General features: G+C 67.0%; 22 protein-coding genes and 1 tRNA gene. 6 read left to right on the top strand and 17 right to left on the bottom strand.

Annotation, left to right across the window (positions count from 1 at the left end):
* Nucleotides 1-52: 52 nt before the first annotated feature.
* From J0P97_RS05240 to J0P97_RS05195, 10 genes are all read right to left on the bottom strand, one after another.
* Entirely contained in the window at nucleotides 53-505 is a 453-nt protein-coding gene (locus J0P97_RS05240) for a single-stranded DNA-binding protein (RefSeq protein WP_215486734.1), read from the bottom strand.
* Between the two features lie 34 nt (nucleotides 506-539).
* Complete coding sequence (locus tag J0P97_RS05235; protein WP_215486733.1) at nucleotides 540-1,022, bottom strand: hypothetical protein; 483 nt, start codon at nucleotides 1,020-1,022, stop codon at nucleotides 540-542.
* A complete protein-coding gene (locus tag J0P97_RS05230) occupies nucleotides 1,019-1,417 on the bottom strand; it encodes a hypothetical protein (RefSeq protein ID WP_215486732.1) in 399 nt (132 codons plus the stop codon). Before J0P97_RS05230 ends, J0P97_RS05235 begins: the two co-directional genes overlap by 4 nt.
* Nucleotides 1,414-3,243: a type IV secretory system conjugative DNA transfer family protein gene (locus J0P97_RS05225; protein ID WP_246539832.1), complete on the bottom strand. Its 1,830-nt coding sequence runs from the start codon at nucleotides 3,241-3,243 to the stop codon at nucleotides 1,414-1,416. The genes J0P97_RS05230 and J0P97_RS05225 overlap by 4 nt, the downstream gene beginning before the upstream one ends.
* Nucleotides 3,244-3,264: 21 nt before the next feature.
* Nucleotides 3,265-4,542 carry a ParA family protein gene (locus tag J0P97_RS05220; RefSeq protein ID WP_215486730.1) on the bottom strand — a complete coding sequence of 426 codons (1,278 nt, stop codon included), beginning with the start codon at nucleotides 4,540-4,542 and terminating at the stop codon, nucleotides 3,265-3,267.
* Between the two features lie 2 nt (nucleotides 4,543-4,544).
* Nucleotides 4,545-6,065, bottom strand: a complete 1,521-nt coding sequence (locus J0P97_RS05215) for a putative type IV secretion/conjugal transfer ATPase (RefSeq protein WP_215486729.1) — start codon at nucleotides 6,063-6,065, stop codon at nucleotides 4,545-4,547.
* A gap of 429 nt (nucleotides 6,066-6,494) precedes the next feature.
* Nucleotides 6,495-7,985: a hypothetical protein gene (locus tag J0P97_RS05210; protein ID WP_215486728.1), complete on the bottom strand. Its 1,491-nt coding sequence runs from the start codon at nucleotides 7,983-7,985 to the stop codon at nucleotides 6,495-6,497.
* Nucleotides 7,985-8,281, bottom strand: a complete 297-nt coding sequence (locus J0P97_RS05205) for a hypothetical protein (RefSeq protein ID WP_204962929.1) — start codon at nucleotides 8,279-8,281, stop codon at nucleotides 7,985-7,987. Before J0P97_RS05205 ends, J0P97_RS05210 begins: the two co-directional genes overlap by 1 nt.
* Nucleotides 8,282-8,300: 19 nt before the next feature.
* On the bottom strand, nucleotides 8,301-8,903 hold the full coding sequence (locus J0P97_RS15740; protein WP_215486727.1) for a M23 family metallopeptidase: 603 nt from the start codon (nucleotides 8,901-8,903) through the stop codon (nucleotides 8,301-8,303).
* Between the two features lie 13 nt (nucleotides 8,904-8,916).
* Entirely contained in the window at nucleotides 8,917-9,663 is a 747-nt protein-coding gene (locus J0P97_RS05195; RefSeq protein ID WP_215486726.1) for a hypothetical protein, read from the bottom strand.
* A gap of 386 nt (nucleotides 9,664-10,049) precedes the next feature.
* Here J0P97_RS05195 and J0P97_RS05190 point away from each other — a divergent pair, with 386 nt between their 5' ends.
* Both J0P97_RS05190 and J0P97_RS05185 read left to right on the top strand, forming a co-directional pair.
* Nucleotides 10,050-10,373 carry an ArsR/SmtB family transcription factor gene (locus J0P97_RS05190; protein WP_215486725.1) on the top strand — a complete coding sequence of 108 codons (324 nt, stop codon included), beginning with the start codon at nucleotides 10,050-10,052 and terminating at the stop codon, nucleotides 10,371-10,373.
* A 79-nt stretch (nucleotides 10,374-10,452) separates the two neighbouring features.
* The gene (locus tag J0P97_RS05185; RefSeq protein WP_215486724.1) at nucleotides 10,453-10,923 is read left to right on the top strand and encodes a hypothetical protein; all 471 of its coding nucleotides are present in this window, start codon (nucleotides 10,453-10,455) and stop codon (nucleotides 10,921-10,923) included.
* A 327-nt stretch (nucleotides 10,924-11,250) separates the two neighbouring features.
* Here the strand turns inward: J0P97_RS05185 and J0P97_RS05180 are convergent, their stop codons facing one another.
* Entirely contained in the window at nucleotides 11,251-11,403 is a 153-nt protein-coding gene (locus J0P97_RS05180) for a hypothetical protein (protein WP_215486723.1), read from the bottom strand.
* A 319-nt stretch (nucleotides 11,404-11,722) separates the two neighbouring features.
* On the opposite strand from J0P97_RS05180, the gene J0P97_RS05175 reads away from it, so the two are divergent.
* Complete coding sequence (locus J0P97_RS05175; protein ID WP_215486722.1) at nucleotides 11,723-12,778, top strand: EcsC family protein; 1,056 nt, start codon at nucleotides 11,723-11,725, stop codon at nucleotides 12,776-12,778.
* Nucleotides 12,779-12,860: 82 nt separating this feature from the next.
* On the opposite strand, the gene J0P97_RS05170 is transcribed toward J0P97_RS05175, so the two are convergent.
* Nucleotides 12,861-13,517, bottom strand: a complete 657-nt coding sequence (locus J0P97_RS05170; protein WP_215486721.1) for a hypothetical protein — start codon at nucleotides 13,515-13,517, stop codon at nucleotides 12,861-12,863.
* Entirely contained in the window at nucleotides 13,518-13,883 is a 366-nt protein-coding gene (locus J0P97_RS05165) for a hypothetical protein (RefSeq protein WP_215486720.1), read from the bottom strand.
* A gap of 498 nt (nucleotides 13,884-14,381) precedes the next feature.
* Here J0P97_RS05165 and J0P97_RS05160 point away from each other — a divergent pair, with 498 nt between their 5' ends.
* Nucleotides 14,382-15,563 (top strand): site-specific integrase, encoded by a 1,182-nt coding sequence (locus J0P97_RS05160; RefSeq protein WP_215486719.1) that lies wholly within the window; start codon nucleotides 14,382-14,384, stop codon nucleotides 15,561-15,563.
* Nucleotides 15,564-15,609: 46 nt separating this feature from the next.
* On the opposite strand, the gene J0P97_RS05155 is transcribed toward J0P97_RS05160, so the two are convergent.
* The 4 genes from J0P97_RS05155 to J0P97_RS05140 all read right to left on the bottom strand — a co-directional run bounded on the left by J0P97_RS05155 (nucleotide 15,610) and on the right by J0P97_RS05140 (nucleotide 18,780).
* Nucleotides 15,610-15,685: transfer RNA gene (locus J0P97_RS05155), tRNA-Met, on the bottom strand.
* 134 nt (nucleotides 15,686-15,819) lie between these two features.
* On the bottom strand, nucleotides 15,820-17,424 hold the full coding sequence (locus tag J0P97_RS05150) for a catalase (protein WP_215486718.1): 1,605 nt from the start codon (nucleotides 17,422-17,424) through the stop codon (nucleotides 15,820-15,822).
* Nucleotides 17,425-17,595: 171 nt separating this feature from the next.
* On the bottom strand, nucleotides 17,596-18,333 hold the full coding sequence (locus J0P97_RS05145) for a phosphotransferase (RefSeq protein WP_215486717.1): 738 nt from the start codon (nucleotides 18,331-18,333) through the stop codon (nucleotides 17,596-17,598).
* Between the two features lie 48 nt (nucleotides 18,334-18,381).
* Entirely contained in the window at nucleotides 18,382-18,780 is a 399-nt protein-coding gene (locus J0P97_RS05140; RefSeq protein WP_215486716.1) for a YccF domain-containing protein, read from the bottom strand.
* A 141-nt stretch (nucleotides 18,781-18,921) separates the two neighbouring features.
* Here J0P97_RS05140 and J0P97_RS05135 point away from each other — a divergent pair, with 141 nt between their 5' ends.
* Both J0P97_RS05135 and J0P97_RS05130 read left to right on the top strand, forming a co-directional pair.
* Entirely contained in the window at nucleotides 18,922-21,354 is a 2,433-nt protein-coding gene (locus J0P97_RS05135) for an ATP-dependent helicase (RefSeq protein ID WP_215486715.1), read from the top strand.
* Between the two features lie 25 nt (nucleotides 21,355-21,379).
* Nucleotides 21,380-22,411 (top strand): SseB family protein, encoded by a 1,032-nt coding sequence (locus J0P97_RS05130; protein WP_215486714.1) that lies wholly within the window; start codon nucleotides 21,380-21,382, stop codon nucleotides 22,409-22,411.
* The last annotated feature ends 60 nt before the right edge of the window (nucleotides 22,412-22,471 follow it).

Here is a 22,471-nt window from a genome sequence, read left to right as displayed (position 1 = left end):
AGAGCGGCGTGGGAGTACCATGACTCGCACGCCGCTCTCCTGTTGCGATGGGTCAGCGCGCAACCCCGACGCCGGTGGTCGAGACCGGCTGGGCTACTGGCCCCGTGGCGGATCTGTCCGCGGCGGGGCCGTTAGCTTTTGGGGTGCGGTCCACCGAGACCGTCGCGAACTTGAGCGACGCCCCAATGTTGTCGGCGACGACGTCACGCGTCTCTCGAGTGTTGCCCGTCTCCTTGTCGGTGTACGTGCCGAAGCGCAGGTCGCCGGCGACGATGACACTGTCGCCCTTGCGCAGCGAGGTCGCGACATTCCGCGACTGCTGGTTGAACACGACGACGCGGTGGAACACCGTGCCGACGTCTTCCCACCGCTTCGTCGTCTCGTTGAGGCGGCGATCGTTGACGGCGATCGTGAAGCGGGCGTACTCGTTGCCCGATTCGCTCGCGCCGTGCTCGGGGTCACCGGTGAGGTTGCCCTCGATGGTGACCGGGATTCTGGTGGTCATGCTTTCTCCTTTCGATCAGAGACGCCGAAGCGGCTCAGTCGGCGTGGGCCCGGCTGGTCCACGCCTCCCATTCCTGCTCGTCGACGACATCCGTCCACGAGCGAGGCTTGTAGCGGCTGTGCCCACGCGAGCACCCGCCGGCATACGCCCGACGCAGGCGAGGCAGCGCGAGGGTGAGGCGCTCGTGCCAGCCGATCGGGCCGAACCCCGAATCGGATGGATGGAACGCCACTGTGTGCGCGGTGTGGAGCGCGGAGAGTTCCTCGACGATGTCGCCGTGCTTGAACCAGCACGTCGGGACCACCGACTCCGAGATCTGGTACCGCACGGTGAACCATTCGACCCAGTCGCGCAGCAGAATCCATGCGGCGCGTGCGTCTGCATCCGTCAACGAGCGCCACTTCACGATATGTGCGCCGATGGGAGCGGACGACCCGGACCGGTCTGGCGGGCTGAGCTCGGTCAGGTCGGTGGCGAGGGCGTCGTCGAGATCCTCCGGCTCATCTTCGTATCTCACGTTCCAGCTCCTTCCGCGTGCGTGAGTGTGCGACGCAGGGCGTCGAGGGCGAGCTTGGATGCCATGCGGCGGGTCCGATGTCGTGACAACACGGCATCCCGGTCGATGAGCCGATGAAGCAACTCATGGCAATACGGATGCAAGGGGATCAGATCGTCATCGGGCTCATGGGCGACCCAGCGGCCGTCCTCAAGCCGCTGGACGCCGGCATAGTCAAGATGGTGCAGCTCGAGGTCCCGCTTGTTCGCCTGGATGCCGCATGCCTCGCACGCGAGCGGGTGGAGTCTCGTCACCGCGTGCGCGAACCATGCGTCGCGTCGCGCGAACCATGCCCGCGAACGAAGGAACGTCGACCGGTAGGCGTTCGCATGGAGCGGGGTGCGGCGGTTGCTCATTCTTCGCTCACCGCCTCGGCGGGCTCGACGGGCTCGACGGGCTCTGCGGCTGGCCCCGCCGCAGCCGGTCCACGGTGCGCATCCTCGAACGTGCTCCGCTGCTCCCGCTCCGTCTCGCGCTTCCCGAGCTGGATCGCCCGTGCGTCGCGGCGCTCGTCCCATCCGGCGAGGTCGAGGAGCACGCTCCGACGGTTGCGGTACGCGAGCAGGCCGGCAGTGGGCGGCAGGCGACGGATCTCATCCACCGACATGAGCGGTCGCCGCTCGTGCTGCTCGCTGGTCGAGTGGCCGGCGTCGCGGGTTGACCACGACCGCTGCTCGCGACGCGTGTCACGTGTGCCGAGGAGGGATTCGATATCGCGCAGGTGGTCGACGTGGCTCGCCCCGCCGAGAAGCACTTTTGCCGTCGCGGCGGCCCAGATCGTGTCGGCCTCCGCCCGCGACCACGACGTCTCGGCTTGAGAAAGCGCCTGCAGCACGATGAACGTGCAGATGCCGCGTCCGCCGCCATCGGCCATGATCCGTGGCAGGCTGCCCCATCGGAACATGTTGGCGATCTCGTCGAGGATCAGCCCGAGCGGATGCGTGAGACGCGCGCCAGGCAGGGCGAGTGCGCGCTTGCGGGCGACCTCGACGATGTCGTCGAGGACCGCGCCGAGCCATCCGCCCATCGCGGCCGCGCCCGATGACGAGCCGATGAGATAGAGCGTGTTCGCCGCGTCGAGGAAGCTCAGTGGGTCGAGTTCGGGATCCCCCGGGCGGGGAGAGAGCGCGTCGCGGATCTGCGGCACGGCGAGTGGAGCGACGGCACCACTGACTCCGAACCAGATCGACGAGACGAGCTTCTCGTCGCCGGCGATCGTGGCGTCGAGGCTGTCGCCCCAGCCCGGGGCGCCGTCGGCCTTGAGGATCTCGACGGCGTCCCGCGTCTGCGCGGGGCTCGTGCCCCAGTCGTAGAGCTCCGCGATGGACTTGCCGCCGACGGCGGCGGCGTGGAGTAGCCGTCCGAGAACGACGCCGGACGCCTGTGCCCATTCACCGTTCGTGGTCGATGAGCCGAGCGCGGTGCCGGTGATGATGGCGTTGCCGCGCTGCATCGCGACGAGCGGATCTTCGCATCCGGCGATCGGCGAGATGCGAAGCGGATGCCGGACGCCGGACAGTCCCTGCGGGTCGAACACATGGACGTCGCCACGGGTTTGTCGCATCCGCATCGTCGCCGTGAGGTTGTCATTCGTCGTTGAGGTCGTGATGAGGGGACCCGACCAGTCGAGGATCGCCGAGATCAGAATCCGGTAGCCCTTGCCCGAGCGGGGCGGGCCTTCGAGCGCGACGGAGTCTTCGATGGAGACGTACACGTCTCTGCCCCGCGCTCTGCCGACTCTCCATCCGACGTCCGTTGCTTGCGGACGGGCGAGATCGGGACGCAACTGCTTCGCTCGACGCAGCACGGCCTTGGCGGACAGATGGTCGCGGATCTCGCTCGAGGTCGCGAATCCGGGTCGGGTGCGCAGGTCGGTGAGGAACGCGCTGTCCGATTCGCGGTAGCGGCGCACGGCGATCAAGATCCAGACGGCGCCGGCGCCGATCAGGATCACGACCGCGGCATCCACGATGCGGATCGCCGGGACGGGCATCGCACACTGCGCGGGTGCGACATATGCAGAAGTGTCTCCGGTGATCGCGAGGCCGAGTCCGGCGAACAAGTGCTCGGGAACCGGTCGTGCGCCGCAGGCGATCTGCGTGACGAGTTCGGCGAGGAAGCCGAACGCGAACGACAGGATCACCGCCGCCGCGATGAGGACCGCGATTACCTTCCCGAGCATCCCCCGGTTCATGATCTTCGCCTACAGCGCCTCGGCAACGGCGGCCGCGGTTGCGAGCCAGGCGTCGCGCGTGCGTCGCCGCAGCGCGTCAAACCGCAGCGGACCGGCCTTGAGAGCGGGATCGAACGGGATCATCTGCACCGCGCGCACGTGATCCCGGAACCCGTCCGCGATGCGGAATGCGGCCGCAGCGGACGGCTCCGACTGGGTCACGACGACGACTGCGCGGTCGGCGAGGAGACTCGACCGCTCATCGCGTCCGCGGAGCGCGTCGAGCAGCAGCGCGGCCGACTCTGCGGACTCGGGTGTCGCGAGCGTCGGGATGACGAGTTGGTACGAGTTGTCGACCATCCGCAACCAGCGCTCCGCCGACTCGTCGTTCCCGGAATCGAAAAGGACGAGCCGATAAAACCTCGCGGCGACTTGCATCAGCAGGTCAAACTCGGCCGATGCGATGCGCTGATCGGTCGCGAGAAGCTCCGGGTTCGAGCGAAGCACGTCGTAGCGGTCCAAGGCTTGGTGGTGCACGAAGCGAGTGATGTCGGAAACCCCGGCGCCGAGAGTGAGCAGGCGGGATGCCTCGGGCAGCAGGTCGCGCAACGTCGTGTCGTAGAGGCCTTGCTCGGTGCGCCACCCGAGCGTTCCGCGGGTGTCGTTGTTGTCCCACGCGAGCACATTCCCGCCGCCCTCGCGGGCGTAAACCGCCGAGAGCATCGCGGTGGTCATCGTCTTGCCGACGCCTCCTTTGCCGTTCGCGATCGCGATCGTGCGGCATCCTGCCCACTGTCGCGACACAACGGCCGTCCACTCCGCGCGCTGGCGCTCGGCGGCCGAGGGCTTGATCCTGATCCCCAGCCGCTGCGCGAATCGTCGCCAACCACCCTCGCCTGTGGCGAGACCGGATGCCGGCGCGAGGAAGGAGGGGCGGGCGGGCGGCTCCGCAGCCGCCGTATCGGGGGTGTCCGGCGCGGTCGGGTGCGGAGCTTCTTCGCTCACCTCCTCTCCATACGTGTCTGTCGGAGTGCTCGCGCCGGCAACCGGCTCCGCGGGCGCGAGGGGTGTGAGCTGCCCGTCCGGTGCGATGAGCAGGCGGTGGTCGCCGCGATCACCCGAGGTGATCAGTTCGACGGTCGCGCCGGTCCGCTTGGCTTCGGCGGTCGCGCGTCTGATGATCGCGAGCCGTACGTCCTCATCGGGTACGGCGGCGATCGACTCCGCATGGCCGTCCAGCGTGACGAAGGTGACGTGCGGGCCGCTCACCGTCGCATATGCGCGGGGGTGGGTGATGATCGTGCTCATGCTCACTGCTCCTCGGTGTTTTCGCGAGGTCCGGCAGTGAGCCAGCCCTCGATCCCGGTTTCCATCTCGCGCGTCTCGGGCCACAGCGTGTCGAGCATCGCCGCGTCGATCGCGCGGAAGTCGCTGTCATCGCGATCTGCAGGGGCCAACGCGTCGTCGGTGGCGAAAAGCTCGTACTCCCACTCGGTCGACGTCGCGAAGCAGTCGACGAGGTACGAGTACTGACCGACGTACGCGAGGAACTCGCCCTTGCGCAGGTGCCGCGCCATCTCGACGTGCGGCGCCGGCAGGTTGAGTCGTGTGCGGAGCGCGGTTTGCTCCTGGCTGTTCACGCGGAAGATGAACTTGTTCTCGATGTCACCGACGATCGAGTACGCGAGCGATCGCTCGAGCGAACCTTCGTCACCGACCGCGTCGAGGTCGCCCATCTTGTGCAGGATGACGATGTTGCTGATGCCGTAGTGGCGCGAGAGCTTCAGCCACTGCTGGAACATCTGCAGCGACGAGAGCGACGTCATGTCGCGCCAGCCCTCCTCACGAACGACGTAGCGAGTGCGGTGCGCGGCGCGGTCGGAGATCACGGCCTGGATCCACGCCGTCGAGCACACCTGCGTGAGCTGCGCCGCGAGATCGCCGCGCGCGAAGAGCTCGGATGTGTCGGTGACGACGATCGGCGCCTCCTGATCGAACTCCACGGTGGACTCGTCTTCGAATAGACCGGACAGGTCGCCCTCGACAAGCCGCCGCAGCACGAACCGTGGCTGGATCGCGCCCTCCGCGGCGTGGAACGCGGCATCCGTCTCGCCTGCGATCTCGCCAAGCTCCTCGAAGACTCCGCGCAACGTCGGGTGGTCGTCCGTGCGGAGAATGCAGCGGTCAAGAGCATCGAGCAGCGCCGCGTGCTCAACTGCCGACAGACGCGCGCCCAGGGTCATCTCGATGAGTGCGATCAGCGTGCCGATGCGCCGTTGCTTGACCATCTGCTCGTGCTGCTCGTCCGTCGTGCCCGTTCGTCTCGGACCGCGGTCGAGCGGGTTCAGTCGCGTGCCCGTGCCGCCACCGAGGCGGATGACCCGACCTCCGGGAATCGCCTCGGCGACCGCAACCCATTCGCCCTTGGGGTCCGACGGGACGACGACTTGATGCCCGAACGCGATCGACCGGGTCACGAGCGTCTTGACCGTCGCGGACTTGCCGCCGCGGTACGCACCCAGCACGAGGATGTTCGTGGAAAAGGTGCCGCGCTCGGACGAATCGACGTACGCCTCCCATGGCGAGAAGTGCCACAGTGCGTCGGCGTTGAGGTCGACCCCGAGGATCGGTCCGCGGTGCCCGAGCCCTGAGTCGGCGACGAACGGGTAGATGCCTGCGATGTGCTGCGATGTCGCCTGGTGCGGCGGGATCCACGCATTCGCGAGGTTCCAGTAGCCGCCGCGCACCAGCCCCGGCCCAAACGGCCCCGGAACGGCGGCCTCGGGCAGACCACGATCGTGTCGGGGCGTCCGGCTGGGCTTCTGGTCCACCTGGGCGCGACTGATCTCGCGGCGCAGGTCGCGCTTCTCGCGTCGGCTGTGCCGCGACGTTGTTGACGTCCCAGAGTTGGATCGAGGCGCGCGTGCCGGGCAGGTTGAGCGTGCCGGTCAGCCGTGGTCGCTCAGGGCGGAACTTCTCCGTCGTGGCGCCGGTCGCGTGGCGGACCTGCTTCATGAGCCAGAGTCCCGCCATCCTCGGCGTCGACATCCCGCGGATCGTCGTCAAGGCCGTAATGCCGAAGGCGAGATAGATCGGTGCTCCGTAAAGGAGCCCGAGAGGACCGAAGCGGTTGACGAAGATGAGCAGCGCGACTGCGGCGGCCGTGATGAACGTGAGCTGCCACGGATCCATGCCCATGACGACGCCCTGTCGCGAGCGGCGCGGCAGGCGGACGGGACGCGCGTACTCGGTGGAATCGGTCATGACGAGCTCCGATCAGGTTTGGGGATGGATATCGGATGGGGCGAGCGCGGTGGGGATGCCGCGGGCTGTGGCGACGGCGTCTGGGCGGTGCCCGGCGTCGCGGGTGAGAGGGAAGTCGTCGTTTGCGAGGCGCGGGTAGTCGCGGCTTGCGGGCGCGCCGTCGCGGTGCCACCGCGCGCGGCAACACCTGTCGTTGCGCGGGCCGTCGCCGGCTTCGAGGTAGGCGACGTCGAACCAGGGCGGGAGCTCGACGAGTGCATGCCCGAGGGGAGTGAGCCGAGTCGCGTCGGTATGCGCGCCGCCGATCGCGCCGCTCCCGCGGCCATGCGTCCGCCGTGCGAGCCGAGTCGTGAGCCGATGCCGTCTGCCGCAACAGCGCCCGCGAAGCTGAACAACCCGAAGATCGCGAACGGCGCAAACGCGACGAGGACGAGGCCGACGATGAGCGGCCAGGATTGCGGGTTCCAGATGGTCTTCACCGATGCCAGGCCGTTGATGATCAGCGTGACGAAGCCGATCGTGAGTGGACCGGTGAGCAGTAGGACGAAGATCGCCGAGACATAGCGGACCACCCACTGGGGTCCGATCCCGCGGACGGGGAACAGCATCCAGGCGACTGGGCCCACCATGATCAGCGCGGCGAGCACGATGTTGCGGAATGCAAACACAAGCATCAGCAGCAGCATCCCAAGCATGAGCAGGAAGTGGATGAGGAAGGCGAAGAAGTAGTTCGCTTGACCGCCCGCCCACATCACTGATTGCAGGGTCGAGTACAGGCCGTCGCGGCCGTCCTGCGCCATGATGTACCAGGTCATGTCGTCGACGGCGTTGAGCAGGTGTCCGATGAACCACAATGAAATCGGCACCGCGGGGACGGCGATGAAGGATCGCACGAGCGCACCGACGAGTTCTTCTCTGTCGCCGGACACGACGGCCGCGGCGATCGCCCACACCATCGCGCCGAAGGTGACCACGAGGATCGCCCACTGCCAGAAGGACCACTGGTCGACAGCTGCCGTCCACAGCAACGTGGACGTGTCGAAGCGCATATTGTCGGCGACGAGGAACATCATCCCCGTGGCGGCAAGCGCCATGCCTCGCCCGGCATTCTCGAACGTGACGCACACGGCGTCGCCCAAGCTGCAGCCGTACTTGACGATCAGGGCGCGCCCGCCGTCGGCCTGAATAGCTTGCACGTGGCCTTCGTAGGTCGTGCAGACCGTCGTCCGCGCTCCGTCGATGGAGACGCCGACGAAGCACTGCTGCGCCATGACGTTGTTCGGATCGTTCGGCGTGCAGGTGACCTGGTCGCTCGCGCGCTGGCAGTCGACGTCGAACGCCGGCGCAGACCACGGTTCGCCGCTCACGGCATCCATCGGGACGATCCGCGCGGCATCCGTCTCGACGGCGTGCGCGCCGGAGCCCGACCCGAGGATAAGCAGCAGCCCGACCACGAAGCCGATCCGAAGAGCGCGCGAGACGTTCATCAGAATCCGAAGTCGAAGTTCACGAACCACGCGAACAGGCCGGATGCCGCACCGAGCACGGCCGCGGCGATGAAGATCCAGAGGATGTTCTCGCCGGCCCACGTGCGCACACGATCGGACGCGAGGCCGCGGAACGCGAGCGCTGCGCCGGCGATGATCAGCATGATCAAAACGACGAGCATGGCGCCGGCGAGGATGTACGACGCGATCACTTGGAAGCCCTGAAAGAACGGGGCGGAGAAGTCCGGCTGGATGTCGGGGACATCGACATCCGTCGGCACGGTGTGAATGGACATGATCGTTCTCCTTCGTTGACTACTTCAGGGGGAGGCCGAGGTTGGCCATGAACGGCTCCGGGTCGACGCGCACGCCGGAATCGCGGACTTCGAAATGCAGGTGGCAACCGCTCGACCGGCCGGTCGAGCCTTCGGCGCCGAGTGGCGTGCCAGCGGACACCTCGTCGCCGACGCCAACGCGGAGCGACTCCCACTGCATGTGTCCGTAGATGGTGATGACGCCGCCGCCGTGATCGACGACGACGGCGTTGCCGTAGTCGAAGTACGCGCCGGCGACCGTCACGCGGCCGGGTCCAGCGGCGAAGACGGTCGCGCCGCAGGGCTGGTCCATGTCGTAACCCCGGTGGTCGGACTTGCAGTAACTGCACCCCTCGACCGGGTGATACCCGAACCCACGACCCTTCGCGTAATCGCCCGCAAGCGGGTAGCCCCACTCTCCGCTGACCGCAGGAAGCTCCGTATCGCTCACGGGTTGGTTCGCCGTCGCGCTGGCGCCGGAAATCGCGAACGGGACCGCGATGAGAGGCATGAGGATGAACCCGGTGCCGAGCAGGAAGACGACGATTGCCCCTACCAGGATCTTCCGACCAGTCCTCGTGTTGAGGGCTGCGGCGGCGATCACCGGGGCTCCCATGTCAGGGCTCCAACGGCTCCGAGAAGTAGCGGACGACCTTGCAGTCTCCTGACCGCTGGTCGGTGTCGGGGGTGGGAACCGATGCCGAGCCGCACAGCACCTGCACGCTCACGCGCACGTGGTCGTCGTACGACGTCTCCCCGCCCGAGCCATCCGAGCGGGTGAAGCTCAGCGTGACATCGGCGGTGCCGATGGACATGTCGCCCGACCCGTCGTCTGTCACCGGGACGTCGGTGACGTCGCTGGTGACGACGGCCACCACGCGACCGTCCTCGCCCGCGAGCGAGTCCCATTCGTCCTGGGGCAGCACGACACCTTGCCGCAACTCGGTCTGCGAGTCGGTCATCGCGGCCCGCTGATCTGCCGCCGCGGTGAAGCGGGTGTCCGGCGTGAACCAGGTGTCGAGGTAGTCGAGCCACTCTTCGCGCGTGCTCTTCGTCGTGTCGAATGTGGATGCCGCCGCGAGCGCCGCGCGGATGTACGTGTCGGCATCCGCGGTGATCGGTTCGGGCGTCCATCCGCGATCGGCGGCGGTCGGGTCGACCACCGCGCCGCCGGGGTCTGGACCGGGATTGGGCTCGCCGGAGGTAGTGGGGTCCGCGGAGGGAGTGCCGTTCGAGGTCGCCGATGGTGTTGGCGTCGGCCGCGCGAGCACCGCGCTGACGATGATCGCGACGATGCCGGCGAGCAGCACGATCCCGCCGATGATCGCCCATGCGACTCCACGGCGTCCCGAACTCTGGCTCATCATCACCGGTCAGGCCTCCTGATCTTTCAGGACGGCCACCGGGCACGGGTGGAACGGCTCGCGCATCGGTCGCCGTGTCGGCATCTTAAGTACGTCGGCGGAGACCCGATAGCGACTTTTGGCGAGGATGTGGATAACCGACGAGGAATCGACGCCAGTGGAGGAGGGGATGGTCCCCAGTCGCACCGTGGCGCCGGCGACTCGGGTGGTCCGATCGCGATTGATCCGTCGTGCGAACTGCGCCGTGCCGCGCGCGATGCGCTTCGTGGCTGCGGAAGTTCGCCGACTGGACATGCCCACACGGTATAGCAGTGTGCGTGAAAAGTAAACAACTAAATTGTGTGCTTTGCTGGACTTCGCGTCGGGCGTTGCGCGAGACTTAGAGCATGCCTCGTCTCGCGCAACCAGCGGGCTCGGAAGATGCCCAGGATCCGATCGGCCTTCTCGGCAACCTCGTCAAGGCGGCGATCCTCCGTTACCTGCGCTCGAACCCCGATGTCACGGTCGGGCCGATCTGCGATGCGCTGGATCTCGGGCCGACGACGGTCCAGCCGCGGTTGAACGAGCTCGAAGCTGCCGGCCTCGTCATCGCCGACCCGCCAATGGTGCCGGGGGAGTCGCGGAAGGGCGTCTGGGTCAGGTACAGCGCGGACAACGAGGCGATCACCGACCTCTACCTGCGTCTCGGGCTGGCGATCGGGGAGTTCTGACCGGTCGAGTGTCTGACGCCCGGAGTATGCCTGAGGCATACCCAAGGGAGTGGTCGCAGTGGACGGTTGGATGTGGGCGGTGCTCGTCATCGCGACGGCATCAACGATCGGCCTCGTGTGGTGGAAGCGGGGCGCTCGGCGCGTCTATGTGATCGATCATGTGAAGCTCGAGATGCACTCGGCGTGCGTCGTCGAGGACCGCGTGGTCGAGCAGGTCTGGCGCGTCGCGATCTCGATAACGAACACGTCACGGCGGCCGCGATTGCTGCCAGTGCTCGCCGAGCGCGCGACGGTGCGAGCGGACAGGTGCGTCTTCCTCGCCAACGTGTACCTCGATGCGGACGTCCGGGAACTGAATCCGCGAGCCGTTGCCCTCGCGTGGATTGAGTTCGTGCTCCCTGGGGGTGTGTCGCCGCGCGCTATTGACACCGACATCATCGTTGGCGACCAGCGTCCTCGCCCGCTCCGCTGGCTGGCGCGTCCGACAGGGCGGCGTGCGGAAATGGTCGAGGCGTTGCGGTCTCCGCTAACGCTCCTCGAGCACCGATGACGAGGACGGGAGCGCGTCCCGAGGGGCCCAGCGTGTCTGAACCCGCGGGTAGCTTGAGCGCGTGATTGAAAGCTTCGCCTCGCCGCCCAACGTTATGCGCCGCCCATCGGCGGGGGTGTCGCGGTGATACCCCCGGACGAGCGAAACGGATGGATCCCGTTGCCGCCTGGTTGGGTCTACCGCGCCCCCAGGGTCATCACGCGTGGCGCGCACGACGACGGTTTCGCCTGGTTCACGGTTCCCGATCCGAATGGATACGACGGGATCGGATTGGCTCTGATGGACAAGATCGACGGCGCGCGCGAGTTCTGGATGTGGACAGACGACTCAGAGGAGAGGGCAGCGCGCGTCGTCCGACTTGGCTACCGGCGATACGTTGTAGAACTCCACGGCACGGATGGTTGCTTCGTCGTCGAGGAACTGGCACGCATCACGGACGAGCATCGGGTGACCGACGAAGAACGGGATGTGCTCGGTCATCCCACGGTGTCCCCAGCGAGAACACTCACATCATCAGTCATGGCGGAGAGTTGCGCGCGCATGTGGCTCAGTCATGGCCTCGTGCACGACGGATTTGCTCTGAGTCGGTGGTCCGGTGTGTCGTGACACGCGATGCCAGCTAAGGCAGCAGCCGCCACCATTCCGAACGCTCGCTTGGAGCAGGCGCACATGGCTTTCCGCGTATCTCTGATGACGTTGGCCTCTCGATGGACTTCCAGAATGGAACCGGCGACCAAGTCGGCGCCGAGCAGACCACATAGAATCAGGAAAACAAGGGGGATGTATGGCGATTAGCGGAATGAGCGAGTACGAGCAGAAGGCCTACTCGGCTCTGACGGCTTCGCCGGGTGACTCTCACAGCCTCATCCCCCAGTGGGCGCGGGAGAGAGCTGCTAACATAAGCGCCTCTGTGCGTGCGGGGGCGTCCAGAATTCCGGGGAATGAAACCGTCGCTGAGGCGTATGCAAGAGCTGCTGCAAGCCTTATCGACTTCACCTCTGGGAACGGGGTCAAGTCCGTAAGCCTTAAGGCCTCGGTTAAGCGCCATCAAAAGGCGGGCAATGATGTCCAGACCGGAGAGGACTTTCGTGGACTAGACCTTAGCGCTTGTGATGCGATGCTGCCCCAGCGAAAGCGGGTGCATGAGCTTAGTGCGATCGCAGAGGGGGCGGCGTCATCGCTGCTTATCACGGGCGCGACAGTGTCCACGACAGTGTCGGGCGGAGCCACAGCAGCTGTGGTGGTCGGAACGGTAGCTGCTGACTCTGTGATCGTAATGGCGGGGATCGGACGCATTGTGGGGGAAGTCGCCATCTCCTATGGCTACGATCCGACCCTTCCTGAAGAAGAGTTGTTCGCGGCGCAGGTTATTGGTCTCGGCATGGCAGTCGGGAGCGGCGCGAAGACTGCGGCTTTGGCGAGTTTGTCGCGGCTGACGCAAGACATGATGCGTCGTGCAACGTGGACTCAACTCAACCAGCATCTGCTTGTCGAGATCGTGAATCGTGCCTTCGCATCGCTCGGGCTAAAACTCACACAGAAGAAGCTGGCCCAGATAGTTCCGATCGCCGGTGTTGCGATCTCGGCGGGAGTCAATCTGCAACTTGTTCAACGAATGCACTCTGCTGCCACGCACGCGTACAGGTTGCGATTCTTGACGGAAAAGTACTTCCTGGGCGAGCCGACGCCGCGCGAGGACGAATGGCTGGCGGCCAAGCGCGACGAGGAGGACGTCTTGGATGTGGAAGTGATGCTCTCTGAGGCTTTGGACAAGAACTCCTCGGAACTCGCGGCCGGTACGGACATGCGAGATGATCAGCCGGAAGCGCCTGGTAACAGGAACAGTACCGCGTAAGCGGCTGTGTGAGCGGTGAAACCGGGTGTGGCAGTCGCGCTAGGTGATCCCGGGTCGACCCTCAACTTGGTGGAATCGACGGCTATCCCAGCCTCTGTTGCTTTCGCGCTTGAAGCGCGATGTACCACTCACGGCCCTCGGGGCCACAATTGTCCCGAATATAGTCACGAAGCGTCCCCGTATTGATGTTGAACTGGTCGAGACGCTGGCCGCCGTTCGAGATCTCAGCATCGATCGATTTCAGCATCTGGTAGTGGCCGTCGATGACTGATTGGACTGACGAGATCTCAGCAATCGATTCGGACCTTCGAGTTCCACTCGAGGCATCCCGCTGGCGAGCAAGTGTTCTCTTCCGTTCGCGGTATTGATCTAGGCCACGCGAAAGGCGTTTCCGAGTCTCGGTCGCACTTCGCTTGTGGTCGTACCACGCGTCGGCCGTCTTCTTGCTCGCGTAATGCATGTCACGCAGCTGGCGGAAGTTGGCCCGGCGCACATCCCGCTTGACAGCGTCCTGTAACTCGACGGTCTTCCGTTCGATCTCTTCTCGGGCTGCCTTCAACTCCCTGATCTGGGCTCCTGCCTGATGTTGAACAGCACGAGCCTGGGTGAGAGACGGCGTTACGGGTTCGACGGCGATCGGTTGTTCAGTAGATCCACGCCTGCTTCGAGATTGCGCAATGACGATGGCAACGACAACGACAACGATCCCGACGATGAGGAGCAGCAGGAGGGGATCCACTCAAGCCTCCAGGCTGCGCCACAGCGCCACGTCTGGCGTGACCTCGCCGAGTTGAAACACTCGCGCAAGCCCGATGAGAAGGTCGCCGCGCTGGCCATGGAGACCCAGCATCTGGGCTCCCATCGCAACCGTCGTTTGCTGGGAAAGCAGCCGCACTTCGTCTGGCTCGGAAGGGTTTACCGACATGACGACGGCGTTGTCGTACGCCTGGCCGAGTCGGCGCGCGAGAATCTGTGTCTCACGCATCTGATCAGCGTGGCCGTCAAAGATCACCGTGAGCTTCCTGTGCCGGTAAAGCCACTGCTCCTTCATCTCAAAGTTGACGACCTCGCGTTGGGCCTGAAGTCGCCGGAGCGCAAGGTCCATCCGTCGATGGTCGACGACACATGCATTGAGTTCAGCAACCATCCGTGCCACGTGACCCAGCGGGTTAAGGGCGTCAGCGACCCGTCCTACAGCCGTCGCCCAAGTTATCTGTCCGCGATTGTCGATCTCAACGAGCTCGCGCCCCATCAGATGCCTCCCCACACGCGTCGGCACAGTATGTCGCAGATTGGGGCAATTGCGCACTAGTTGATGACGATGGATGTCCGCGATCTGCCACATTGTCGAGAGCCGTCGTTGGCAATCCGATCATGCGAGATCCCAACTGGAGGACGGTAGTCAGCCTGCTCGCCTGCTCGAAGGCTGAGTCCATCGCGGCCGTCTTCACCTATAGTCACGCCTTTGTTCGTCGGTCATGGATGAGATTCCCCAGGGTGGCCACGTTCTGAGTGCTGGTTGAGGCGCCGCGGTGGCCGAAGCCAGAATAGAGTATATGTTGAAAGGCAGAGGAGATCCGCAAATTAGATTCTGAGGTGCGCGATGGGAAGCATCGAGCCGTATGACACGGCATCGGGCCGTCGCTACCGTGTGCGATATCGACGCCCCGACCATCGGCAAGGCGCGAAGCGCGGGTTCCGGACAAAACGTGAGGCCGAGCGATATCTGATCTCTGTCGAGTCCCAGATCCAGACGGGAGACTTCATCGACCCCGCGGGTTCGCGCGTGACGGTGGGTGAACTCGCTCCCGACTGGCTCGATGTGAAGCGCATGAAGCTCAAGCCGTCCAGTTACAAACTGCTGGACGACGCCTGGCGCGTCTACGTTGAGCCTCGGTGGGGCTCGGTGCCGCTCGGGGCGGTCACACACAGCGACGTGCAGAAGTGGATCACTCAGGTAAGTGCCGGCACGGCCCGTACCGTCCGCCGCTATCACGCCAGGACGGCCGAGGTCGCGAAACGACCCAAGAGCGCAACGGTCGTGATTCGCGTCTACGGCGTTCTCGCCGCAGTCCTCGACGTAGCGGTCCGGGATCGCCGCATCGCGCGCAACCCAGCGCGCGGCGTCGACCTCCCGCGAAAGAGCAAGAAGCGCCATGTGTACCTGAGCCACGATGAAGTGGAGCGGCTTGCACGCGCCGCCGGGCCGGCGCACGCGACCATCGTCTATGCAGCGGCATACACGGGTCTTCGGTGGGGTGAGCTTTCGGCCCTCCGCGTGCGAGATCTCGACCTGAACCGTCGTCGACTTTCCGTCAACGAGAACGCTGTGCGGGTCGGCTCCGAGCTGCACGTCGGAACTCCGAAGACCCATGAACTGCGCTCTGTCGGCTACCCCCACTTCCTCGCAGAACCGCTTGGCGCGCTCGCCGAGGGCAAGGAGCCTCGCGCCCTGTTGTTCGGCGAAGGCGACGAGTACATGCAGCGGCCACGTTCTTCCGGCACGTCGCGTTCGTGGTTCATGCGTGCGCTCGCCAATGCCGGCCTGCCCAGGATGACGGTGCACGATCTGAGGCACACCGCGGCGTCGCTCGCAATCGCATCAGGAGCGAATGTGAAGGCCGTCCAGCGGATGCTCGGGCACGCCTCTGCAGCCATGACGCTGGACGTGTACGCAGACCTCTTCGATGACGATGTTGATGCCGTTTCGGCCGCCCTCGACCAGGCTCGTACGACCGCGATTGTGTCCAAACCGCGTCCACTGGCGCCTTCGGACGCTGATTGAGCTACCACGATCCCTTGCTATGACTGGGATCGCAGCCGTTCAGACATGGACGCGACGGCGGGAGTCGAACCCGCAACGCACCCGGGTATGAGCCGGTGCCCGGGACCACCCGGATCGCCGCGATGCGTCCGCCGGAACGTCGCCGGAGCGAGGTGTCGACGGAACGCTGCCACGTTAGCCCGGACCGTCGACACCGTCCCCGAGTGTGTCGGGGCGTTGCGTCATACGACGCCGTGTGACGGTCCGAGCCCGCGGGTCATCCCGCGTGCGTGTTCTTCTCGACGATCGGACCTTCGGCATCCTCGGCGGCGGCGTCCGGCTGACCGCCGGGGCCGCCGAGGTCGGCGTCCCCGCGGACGAGCTTCTCGATCTCGGTGCCGGTCGCCTCATCGACCGCCTTCCAATACGCGAACGCGCGCTCGAGGACGTCGCCCGTGACGCCGCCCAGGAGGTGTCCGGCCACCGTCTTGACGAAGGCGGCGCGCTGCTCGTCGTTCCATACGTCGCGCACGAGCGCACCCGGCTGGGAGAAGTCGTCGTCGTCTGCGCGGAGCGTATATGCCTCGCGCACCATGTCTCCGTCCACCTCCCAGCCCGGGTCGACCTCGCCGACGGTGTCGGCGTAGCCCCGACCGAAGGAGTTCGGGGCGTACACCGGGTCATCCCCGGTGTGGTCGTAGGCCATGGGCCCGTCCTTCGTGTACGTGTTCACCTCGACGTGCGGGCGGTTGACCGGAAGCTGCAGGTAGTTCGCGCCGATGCGGTGGCGATGGGTGTCCGCGTAGGCGAACGCGCGGCCGAGGAGCATCTTGTCGGGGGAGAACCCGATGCCGGGCACGAGCGCGGACGGCTCGAAGGCGGCCTGCTCGATCTCCGCGAAGAAGTTCTCCGGATTGCGGTCGAGCGTCATCCGGCCCACCTCATGGAGGGGGTAGTCGGCGTGCGGCCAGATCTTCGTCAGGTCGAACGGGTTGAGGCGGTACGTCTTCGCGTCCTCGTAGGGCATGAGCTGCACCGAGAGCGTCCAGCTCGGGAATTCACCCCGCTCGACGGCATCCCACAGGTCCCGACGATGGAAGTCGGCATCCTCCCCGGCGATGCGGGTCGCGTCGGCGTCCGGGAGCCCTTCGATGGGCTGGTCGGCGTGGAAGTGGTACTTCACCCAGTGCTTGTCGCCCGCGGCGTTCACCCACAGGTACGTGTGCGAGCCGTAGCCGTTCATGTGGCGGTACGAGCGAGGGATGCCGCGGTCTCCCATGAGGTAGGTCACCTGGTGCGCGGACTCGGGGTTGAGGGTCCAGAAGTCCCACTGCATGTTGTTGTCGCGCAGCCCATTGCCGCCCCGGCGCTTCTGCGACCGGATGAAGTGCGGGAACTTCATCGCGTCGCGGATGAAGAAGACCGGGGTGTTGTTGCCGACGAGGTCGTAGTTGCCCTCATCGGTGTAGAACTTCAGCGCGAACCCGCGCGGGTCACGCCAGGTGTCGGGCGACCCCTGCTCGCCCGCGACGGTCGAGAAGCGCGCGAGCATGTCGGTGCGCGCACCCGGCTGGAACAGGGATGCCTTCGTGTAGGCGCTGACGTCGGCCGTGGTCTCGAAGAACCCGAACGCGCCCGAGCCCTTGGCGTGGACGTTCCGCTCGGGCACCCGCTCACGATTGAAGTGCGCCATCTGGTTGAGGAAGTGCACATCGTGCAGCAGGATCGGGCCGTCGGCGCCCACCGTCAGCGAGTTGCGGTCGCTCGGCGCGGGTGCGCCGGTGTCGGTCGTCGAGCCGAGGGCGGCCTCGGGGGACGGAGCGGTCTGCACCGACGGTTCTCCGGTGCGGGGACGGTCGTCGGGGGTGCGGGGGTCGGTCATCGTCGGATCTCTTTCCGTCGTCGGTTCCGTGGCGTGAGGGGCACTCACCCCGCCCACGCTACGGGCCGAGCCGCGGGCCCGCGTCCCCCTTGCGGGCTCCGAAGCGCGGTGTTAGCCGGGCGCCGTGTGAGCCGGCGGCCGCGTGAGCCGGCAGCGGTGTCAGCCGCCGCGTCAGCCGGGCGCCCCCGTCAGGAGCGCGCGGAGGTACCGGGCGTCGGACGCGTATTCCTCGGCCTCCTCCCGCAGATGCGGCTTGCTGAGCTCGTCCGCCTTGCGGATCGAGAGCTCGGCCAGGTCGTGGAGGCGAATGGATGCCACGCGCAGCACATCTCTCCACGTGGCATCCGACCCGTAGCTGCGCAGCAGCAGCGCGACGCGCCTCCGCGCGTCGTCCATGCCGGGAGCGCCCGTCGGCGTCGCTTCGGTGAGCGGCACCACGCGCGTGGCGAAATACGCGATGTCCCAGAGACGCGGGCCGGGGGAGCACATGTCGAAGTCGATCGCGCCCACGAGCGCGCCGCCCCGGAAGACGAGATTGTGCGGGGCGAAGTCGTTGTGGCAGATGACCTCGGCGGGCACCTTCGCGGGCGACTGCCAGATGGCGCCGTCGAGCCCGAAGCCCACGCTCGCATCGTGCAGCTCGCGCAGGCGCCGCGCGCCGGCCGCGATCACGGCGTCGTCCCACACCCACGCAGGGAGGGGATACAGCGGGACGTCGCCCTCGACGAACGAGAGGCGCTCGCGACCCTCCTCGATGCCCACGGGGCGGGGGATGCCGTCGACGCCGGCCATCTCCAGGTAGCGCAGGTAGCGATGCACGGTCGGAGTCCAGGGCCCCGCGTTGCGCAGGACGCTGTCTCCGTCGCGGACGACCGCGTTCATGTTGCCGCCGGGGAGCACCTCGTCCATCGCGCCAGCGTATCCGTCGCGCGCGCCGGATACGCGGCATCCCGGGCCTCAGAGCGTCCGGTCGAACGCTCCCTGACGAGTCGAGACGATGTCCTTGCCCAGGGGCATGAGCGAGATCGGGATCATCTTGAAGTCGGCGATCGCCATCGGGATGCCGATGATCGTGATGCACAGGGCGACGCCCGTGACGAGGTGTCCGAGCGCCAGCCACCATCCGGCCAGGATCACCCAGATGACGTTGCCGATGAACGACCCGACGCCGGCCGTGGGCTTCGGCACGATGGTCCGCCCGAACGGCCAGATCACATACCCTGCCGTGCGGAACGAGGCGATCGCCCACGGGATCGTGATGATCGGGATGCACAGCAGGATCCCGGCGGCGACGTACCCGAGGAAGAGGCCGAATCCGGCGAAGATGACCCAGACGATGTTGAGGATCGTGCGCATGGCATCCATTCTCGCCGCTCCTCCTGACCGGATGCCGGGGATGAGCGCCGAGTCCCGGGCGGCGGTCTCCCGTGCGCCGGCCTCGCGGGCGCCGGTCTCCCGGACAGCGAGGTCGGAGCCCCGACCTAGACTTGAGGGGACATGCCTGACCCCATCAAACCCGTCATCGTCGGATCCGTGCGCGCCGGAATCGGCCCCGCCGGTGCCCGGCTCGACGAGGACCTCCTCGCCGGCTTGAACGAGCCGCAGCGCGAGGCCGTCACCTACCGCGGACCCGCCCTCCTCATCGTCGCGGGCGCAGGGTCCGGCAAGACCAGCGTCCTCACCCGTCGGATCGCGTCTCTGCTGCGCGCCCGCGAGGCGTGGCCGAGTCAGATCCTCGCCATCACCTTCACGAACAAGGCCGCGGGCGAGATGCGCGAGCGCGTGCGCGGCCTCATCGGCGACGTCGCGCAGGGCATGTGGATCTCGACGTTCCACTCCGCGTGCGTGCGGATCCTCCGTCGCGAGGCGGAGCAGTTCGGCTTCACCAAGAACTTCACCATCTACGACTCCGGCGACTCGCGCGCGCTCATCAAGCGACTCGTCAAGGAGCACGAGGCCGACGCGTTCGGCCTGACCCCGGCATCCGTGCAGGGGCGCATCTCGAAGCTCAAGAACGAGCTCGCGGATGCCGAGTCCTTCGCGCGCTCCGCGAACCTCAGCGATCCGGCGGAACGCGTCTTCGCCGAGCTGTTCGCCGACTACCAGCGCGCTCTCCAACGCGCCAACGCGTTCGACTTCGACGACCTCATCGGGCAGACCGTCTACCTCTTCCGCGCGTTCCCGCACGTCGCCGACGTGTACCGGCGGCGATTCCGGCACATCCTCGTCGACGAGTACCAGGACACCAACCACGCCCAGTACGCGCTGATCCACGAGCTGACCCGGCCCCCCGGGGACGGCGGGACCCTGCTCGACGAGACGGAGCCGGCGTCGCTCACCGTCGTCGGCGACTCGGACCAGTCGATCTACGCCTTCCGCGGCGCCGACATCCGCAACATCACCGAGTTCGAGCGCGACTACCCGGGCGCGAAGGTCGTCCTGCTCGAGCAGAACTACCGGTCGACGCAGACGATCCTGGATGCCGCGAACGCCGTCATCGGGAACAACTTCGACCGCAAGGACAAGAAGCTGTGGACCGACGTGGGCCTCGGGGATCCCATCATCGGGTTCACCGGGTACTCGCAGCACGATGAGGCGCAGTTCGTCGCCGACGAGGTCGAGGCGCTGCGCCGGCGCGGCATCCCGTACAGCGAGATGGCGGTGTTCTACCGGACCAACTCGCAGTCGCGCGCGCTGGAGGAGATCTTCATCCGCGCGGCGGTGCCGTACAAGATCATGGGCGGGACGAAGTTCTACGACCGCGCCGAGATCAAAGACGCGCTCGCCTACCTCATCGCCGTCGCCAATCCGGCCGACGAGCTGAGCGTCCGGCGGATCCTGAACCGTCCGCGTCGCGGGATCGGAGATGTCACCGAGACCGCGATCGCGCGCTACGCGCAGGAGGAGGGGATCACTTTCCGCGATGCGCTCGCCAATGTATCCGCGCTCGGCGTCGGGCCGAAGATCCAGCAGGCGATCGCGCAGCTGGACGCCGTCCTCGCCGAGGCGACGGCGATCATGCTCCCGGCGTCGGGCGAGGTGGCGGCTCCCACATCGGTGACGGCCGGACTCACCGTGCTGCTGAACAAGAGCGGTTACCTCGACGCGCTGCGGCGCTCGAAGGACCCGCAGGACGAGGCGCGGGTCGAAAACCTCGACGAGCTCGTCGCCGTCACGCGGGAGTTCGCGCGGGGCAATCCGGAGGGGACCGTCCTCGACTTCCTCACCGAGGTCGCGCTGGTGTCGGATGCCGACGATCTCGACGACGCGTCGGGGACGGTCTCGCTCATGACGATGCACACGGCGAAGGGGCTCGAGTACGACGCCGTCTTCGTGACGGGCGTCGAGGAGGACCTCATCCCGCATCGGATCTCCGCCGGCGAGCCCGGCGGTCCGCAGGAGGAGCGCAGACTGTTCTACGTCGCGCTCACCCGCGCCCGGAAGAAGCTGCATGTCTCGCTCGCGATGACCCGCGCGCAGTTCGGCGAGGTGTCGGCGGCGATGCCGAGCCGGTTCCTGCAGGAGATCCCGCACGCCCTCATCGACTGGCGTCAGTCGCCGGGCGATGTGAACTCCCGAGGCGGGATGAAGTCGCGCGCACTCAACGGACGCCCTTCGACAGGCTCAGGGACCGGCGCGGGGGGCGGGTGGAGCGGCGGATCGCGCTACGGCGATGACCTCGTGCCGCTGCCGAAGCGCGAGAGGCCGGCCGGAGATCTGACGAAGTTCGCCAACCGCATCCCCGCGAAGGTGCGCGACAACGGCGACCTCGAGCTCGCCCCCGGCGACCGCATCCGCCACGACGACTTCGGCGAGGGCCGCGTGGACATGGTGACGGGTGAGGGCGCGAAGCGCGTCGCGCACGTGCGGTTCGATACCGCCGGCCCGAAGAAGCTCCTCATCAAGATCGCGCCGATCTCGAAGCTGTAGGCGGAGGCGCCGTTACGCTCGAGGCATGGCATTGTTCTCGCGCCGCGGCACCGGCGGCGACACCACCCCCGCCGCGTCCGACCCCGTCGAAGCCCCCGAGGCGTCCGAAGGCCCCGGGGCATCGGAGGCACCCGCCGAGCCCGTCCCCCAGGTGGGCATCTCGATCAGCACCTTCGGTCAGGGGCCTGAGAGCGCTCGCCCGCTCGCCGACGAGGAGCCGTCCGCCGCGCTCCCCGTGACGCCCCGTGCCGCAGAGGCCCCGCCGGAGGTCACCCAATCGGTGCCGGGCCTCCCCGACAACGTCCTCCTGCAGCACGCGCTGCGCGCGCTCCCTGCCGACCCCGAGCCGCCGCACATCATGAACGTCATGCGCCAGGCGATGCAGGGGCAGCTCTATGTGCGGGCGCAGGGAGACGCGCAGGAGCTCCTCGCCGCCGGTCGCGGGCTGAACCTCGCGATCACGACCTTCCAGGACAAGCGGTTCCTGCTCGTGTTCAGCGGGGGCGAGTCCGTACAGGCCTCCGCCCAGGCCGAGAGCGGCGGTCAGACCTCCGCGCTCGGGCAGGCGGCGTACAACGTGCTGCGCACGGCGATCGATTCGGGCTACGACGGCATCTACCTCGACCACACCAATGAGGGCGCACGTCTCGTCCTGCCGATCGAGCTCGTCACGAAGGCCGTCGAACAGGGCGCCCCCGCTCCCTTCGAACTGAAGAACATCCTCGTGCGCGCCCGCAGCGAGGGGACCGTGGGCGATGTCGCCGAGATCCTCACCCGCGTGCCGGTATGGGTGGCGGGGAACCGGGATGCCGAGGGGCGGATCGGCCTGGCCGAGGCGCGCGGCGACGGAGGCATCCGCCGCCTCGAGGTCTACTCGCACCCCCTCGAGGTCATCGCGATGGGCCGTGGGGACGGGCCCCTCCCGCTCACGCCCGAGCAGCTCGGCCGCACCCTGGCATCCGAGCCCGGCCTCACGGGGATCGTCGTCGACCCGGCCGGGCCGTGGATCGAACTCGATCGCGACGCTCTCGCCCCCGTCCTCGCGCTCGCCGGCTGACGCCTCCGTCGCCCGCGCGTCGCGCCCGCGTCGCGCCCGCGCCCCGCGCCACCCCGCGCC

Origin of the sequence: Microbacterium flavum (assembly GCF_018717645.1) — a bacterium.
In the GTDB taxonomy this organism is placed as follows: Bacteria; Actinomycetota; Actinomycetes; order Actinomycetales; family Microbacteriaceae; genus Microbacterium; species Microbacterium flavum.
The sequence above is the reverse complement of the archived record's forward strand: the minus strand, read 5'-3'. Positions and strand labels throughout refer to the sequence as shown.

Excerpts from the sequence above, each read along its gene's own strand:
- J0P97_RS05205 (WP_204962929.1), bottom strand. The coding sequence starts at position 8,281 with ATGTCCATTCACACCGTGCCGACGGATGTCGATGTCCCCGACATCCAG.
- J0P97_RS05180 (WP_215486723.1), bottom strand. The coding sequence starts at position 11,403 with ATGACCGAGCACATCCCGTTCTTCGTCGGTCACCCGATGCTCGTCCGT.
- J0P97_RS05145 (WP_215486717.1), bottom strand. The coding sequence starts at position 18,333 with ATGGACGAGGTGCTCCCCGGCGGCAACATGAACGCGGTCGTCCGCGAC.
- J0P97_RS05240 (WP_215486734.1), bottom strand. The coding sequence starts at position 505 with ATGACCACCAGAATCCCGGTCACCATCGAGGGCAACCTCACCGGTGAC.
- J0P97_RS05175 (WP_215486722.1), top strand. The coding sequence starts at position 11,723 with ATGAGCGAGTACGAGCAGAAGGCCTACTCGGCTCTGACGGCTTCGCCG.
- J0P97_RS05135 (WP_215486715.1), top strand. The coding sequence starts at position 18,922 with ATGCCTGACCCCATCAAACCCGTCATCGTCGGATCCGTGCGCGCCGGA.
- J0P97_RS05165 (WP_215486720.1), bottom strand. The coding sequence starts at position 13,883 with ATGGACCTTGCGCTCCGGCGACTTCAGGCCCAACGCGAGGTCGTCAAC.
- J0P97_RS05230 (WP_215486732.1), bottom strand. The coding sequence starts at position 1,417 with ATGAGCAACCGCCGCACCCCGCTCCATGCGAACGCCTACCGGTCGACG.
- J0P97_RS05210 (WP_215486728.1), bottom strand. The coding sequence starts at position 7,985 with ATGAACGTCTCGCGCGCTCTTCGGATCGGCTTCGTGGTCGGGCTGCTG.
- J0P97_RS05150 (WP_215486718.1), bottom strand. The coding sequence starts at position 17,424 with ATGACCGACCCCCGCACCCCCGACGACCGTCCCCGCACCGGAGAACCG.
- J0P97_RS05130 (WP_215486714.1), top strand. The coding sequence starts at position 21,380 with ATGGCATTGTTCTCGCGCCGCGGCACCGGCGGCGACACCACCCCCGCC.
- J0P97_RS05220 (WP_215486730.1), bottom strand. The coding sequence starts at position 4,542 with ATGAGCACGATCATCACCCACCCCCGCGCATATGCGACGGTGAGCGGC.
- J0P97_RS05140 (WP_215486716.1), bottom strand. The coding sequence starts at position 18,780 with ATGCGCACGATCCTCAACATCGTCTGGGTCATCTTCGCCGGATTCGGC.
- J0P97_RS05195 (WP_215486726.1), bottom strand. The coding sequence starts at position 9,663 with ATGAGCCAGAGTTCGGGACGCCGTGGAGTCGCATGGGCGATCATCGGC.
- J0P97_RS05225 (WP_246539832.1), bottom strand. The coding sequence starts at position 3,243 with ATGCTCGGGAAGGTAATCGCGGTCCTCATCGCGGCGGCGGTGATCCTG.
- J0P97_RS05190 (WP_215486725.1), top strand. The coding sequence starts at position 10,050 with ATGCCTCGTCTCGCGCAACCAGCGGGCTCGGAAGATGCCCAGGATCCG.
- J0P97_RS05160 (WP_215486719.1), top strand. The coding sequence starts at position 14,382 with ATGGGAAGCATCGAGCCGTATGACACGGCATCGGGCCGTCGCTACCGT.